The sequence below is a fragment of the Streptomyces capoamus genome, from assembly GCF_014654935.1.
Taxonomy (GTDB): Bacteria; Actinomycetota; Actinomycetes; order Streptomycetales; family Streptomycetaceae; genus Streptomyces; species Streptomyces capoamus.
This window is the reverse complement of sequence record NZ_BNBF01000007.1, coordinates 66,242-69,682: the sequence shown is the minus strand read 5'-3', so window position 1 is coordinate 69,682 and position 3,441 is coordinate 66,242. Positions and strand designations below refer to the sequence as shown.

Genomic DNA, 3,441 nt, shown 5'->3' with positions numbered 1-3,441 from the left:
GCGTGCGAGGTGTGCGGCGACGGCGAGCAGATCGGGCACGCGCGCCGGGCGCGCCGCGCGCAGGGCGTGCGGGGTGCGGCAGGCGCGTTCCAGGGCGCGCACGGCGGTGTCGGAGCGCAGGGCGCCGTCGAGTCCGCCGGTCTCGCGGGCGAGTTCGGCGAGTCCGTACAGGGCGCTGGCGAAACGGTCCGCCAGATCGTCCGAGGTGTCCCCGGCAGCGGCGTCCGGCCCCCCACCGAACCCCACGGCCCCAGCGAACCCCACGGCCCCACCGAACCCGACCGCCTCCCCGAACCCGACGGCCCCGGCACCCGCAGCCCCGGCGATCGCGGCCCCGGCACCCGCAGCCCCGGCGACCGCGGTCCCGGCACTCACGGCTCCGGCACTCGCGGCCCCCGCACCCGCGCCGCAAACCACCGCCGCCAGTTCGCCGTAGCACTCGGCGAAGCGCCGGCGCGCGCGCCGTCCGAGGGCGGCCCCGTCGTCCCCGGCCGACCTCAGCGGCGCCGTACGCACCCGTCCGACCTGCGGCGGCAGGGGGAGGAGGCCGTCGTCCCGCGGGCCGCGGCCGAGCGCGTAGACGTCGAACTCGTGCTGCGCGAGCCCGCGCACGAGCCGGTCGCACCAGAGCACGGCGTCACCGTTCACATAGGGATAGCCACCCTCGGTGAGCAGTCCTATGCGCACGTGTGCACCCCCGATCTCCCGTCTGGGGAGCCGCCGGTGCCCGGCGGCTCGCAGCGGGACGAACGTAGAGGCACAAGGCGGTGGTGCGACGGACGGTTGTCCGTCGCACCACCAAAAGGGGTGAACGGTCGTAACTTTCGCGTGCGGGCCGCGTTCCGCCGCGCTAAGAGCTCAGCGGGTGATCGTGCGAGCGCGAAACGTTACGCCGGGCGGGCCCGTCGCCCGCGCGCGGGGCGCTATGCCGCCGCCGGGGTGCGCCGTGCGGCACGGCGCCGGGCCGCCAGTTCCGGGTCGAGCGCGGGTACGGCGGCCAGGAGCTGCCGGGTGTACGGCTCGCGCGGGCTGTCGTAGACCTCGTCGGCGGGCCCGTACTCGACCAGCCGGCCCCGCCGCATCACCGCGACCCGGTCGCTGACCTGGCGCACGACGGCGAGGTCGTGCGCGATGAAGACCAGCGCGAGGCCCAGTTCCCGCTGGAGCTCGCCGAGCAGGCCGACCACCTGGGCCTGGGTGGTGACGTCGAGCGCGGAGACGGGCTCGTCGCAGACGATGACGCGCGGCTCGGCGGCGAGCGCCCGCGCGATGCCGATGCGCTGGCGCTGCCCGCCGCTGAACTCGTGCGGATAGCGGTCGTAGTGCGCCCCGTCCAGGCCCACGCGCTCCAGCAGCTCCCGCACCCGCCCCCGGATGCGCTCCTCGTCGCTCCCCGACGCGCGGTCGCGCTCGCGCGAGGACACCCCCGTCCCGCGCGCGCGGAGCGGGTCGGCGATGGACTCCCCCACGCTGCGGCGCGGGTTGAGGGAGGAGACGGGGTCCTGGAAGACCATCTGGACGGCCGGGTTCACCCCGGTGTGCGGGCCTCCTTCGTAGCGGATCTCGCCGGCGGTGGGCGCCAGCAGTCCGACGAGCATGCGGCCGAGGGTGGTCTTGCCGCTGCCGCTCTCGCCGACCACACCGAGGGTCTCCCCGCGCCGCACGGTCACCGAGACGTCGTCCACGGCCGCGAACGCCCGCTTGCCGCGCCCGAACTCGCGGCGCACCCCGACGGCCTCCAGGACCACCTCGCCGGTGGCCCGGGAACCGGTCCGGCGGGCGTCCACGCGCGGGACGGCGTCGAGCAGTTCACGGGTGTAGGGCTCGGCGGGCGCCGCGAGGACCGCGCCGACCGGGCCGCGCTCGACGGCCCTGCCGTGCCGCATGACGAGGATGTCGTCCACGCTCTCGGCGGCCACGCCCACGTCGTGGGTGACGAGCAGCAGCCCCATGCCGGTCTCCGCGCGCAGCCCGTGCAGCAGGTCGAGGATCTGCGCCTGCACGGTGACGTCGAGCGCGGTGGTCGGCTCGTCGGCGATCAGCAGGTCCGGCTCGCAGGCGAGCGCCATGGCGATCAGGGCGCGCTGGCGCATGCCGCCGCTGAACTCGTGCGGGCGCGAGCGCGACCGCCGTGCCGCGTCCGGGATACCGACCCGGTCCAGCACTTCCACGGCACGCGCGCGTGCGGCCCGCCGCGACACGCGCGCGTGGACGCGGTGGACCTCGGCGATCTGGTCGCCGATCGCGTAGTACGGGTCGAGCGAGGACAGCGGGTCCTGGAAGACCATGGCGGCCCCGGCGCCGCGCAGCCGGCGCAGCTCCTCGTCGGAGGCCGCCTGTACGTCGGTGCCGGCGACCCGTACCGAGCCGCCGACCCGGGCCCCGGTGCCCCGGTGCAGGCCGAGCAGGGCGCCCGCGACCGTGGACTTGCCGGAGCCGGACTCGCCGACGAGGGCGAGGGCGGCGCCCTTGGCCAGGCTGAAGGAGAGCCCGTCGACGGCGCGCAGGGCGCCGAACTCGACGGTCAGGTCCCGCACGTCCACGAGGCCGGGGTCCGTCGTTTCCGCCAGGCTCATGCGAGCACCACCCGTCGGTCGGCCACCGCGTACAGGACGTCCGCGACGGTGTTGGCGAGGATCACGAAGAAGCCGGTCACCAGGACCATGCCGACGACCACCGGCAGGTCGACGACCTTCACCGCGTGCACCAGCTCCTGGCCGATGCCTGGCAGCCCGAACAGGGTCTCGGTGAGCACCGCGCCGCCGACGGCCGAGCCGAAGGTGACCGCGTTGAGGGCGATGACGGAGGCCGTCGCGCCGCGCAGCGCGTGCCGGGCGATCACCGCGCGCTCGCTGACGCCGTAGGCCCGGAAGGTGCGGATGTGGTCCTCGGCCAGCGTCTCCAGCATCGACGCCCGGGTCAGCCGGGCGAAGTTGGCCGCCTCGACGAGGGCGAGGGAGAGCCAGGGCAGCAGCAGGTTCCAGGCCCACTGCTCGGGGTCGTCGGTGAAGTGCACGTACTGCGGGAAGGGCAGCAGCTGCAGTTCGCCGCAGACGACGATCATCAGCACCAGGCCGATGACGAACACGGGTGTGGCGACGCCGCCGAGGGTGACCGCGGTCAGGAGGCGTTCGGAGGGCCGGCCGCGCCGCCAGGCGGACAGCACGCCGGTGCCGATGCCGAGCAGCAGCCAGATCACCATCGCGCCGAGCACGAGCGAGAGGCTGACCGGCAGCTTGGCCAGGATGATGTCGGTGACCTGCTGGTCGGTCCGGTACGACTGGCCGAGGCAGGGCGCCGCGCAGTGCTCCACGGAGGTGCCCGTGGAGAAGTCCTGGCCGGCGAAGATGCCCTGCAGGAAGTGCCCGTAGCGCACGTACAGCGGGTCGTCGAGGCGGAGTTGCTGGGCCACCTGGTGGACCTGGGCCGGGGAGCAGCGCG

At 75.0% G+C, this 3,441-nt stretch carries 3 protein-coding genes; all 3 read right to left on the bottom strand.

What is annotated here, in order from left to right; all coding sequences use genetic code 11:
- On the bottom strand, window positions 1–687 hold a 687-nt coding region (locus tag IE312_RS39840), incomplete at its 3' end, for a DUF3492 domain-containing protein (RefSeq protein ID WP_229899660.1).
- Window positions 688–923: 236 nt separating this feature from the next.
- Window positions 924–2,576, bottom strand: coding sequence for a dipeptide ABC transporter ATP-binding protein (locus IE312_RS13365; RefSeq protein ID WP_189981424.1), 1,653 nt, complete (start codon window positions 2,574–2,576; stop codon window positions 924–926).
- Window positions 2,573–3,441 (bottom strand): ABC transporter permease (locus IE312_RS13360; RefSeq protein ID WP_229899658.1); only part of this gene is annotated, 869 nt, incomplete at its 5' end. The genes IE312_RS13360 and IE312_RS13365, both read right to left, overlap by 4 nt.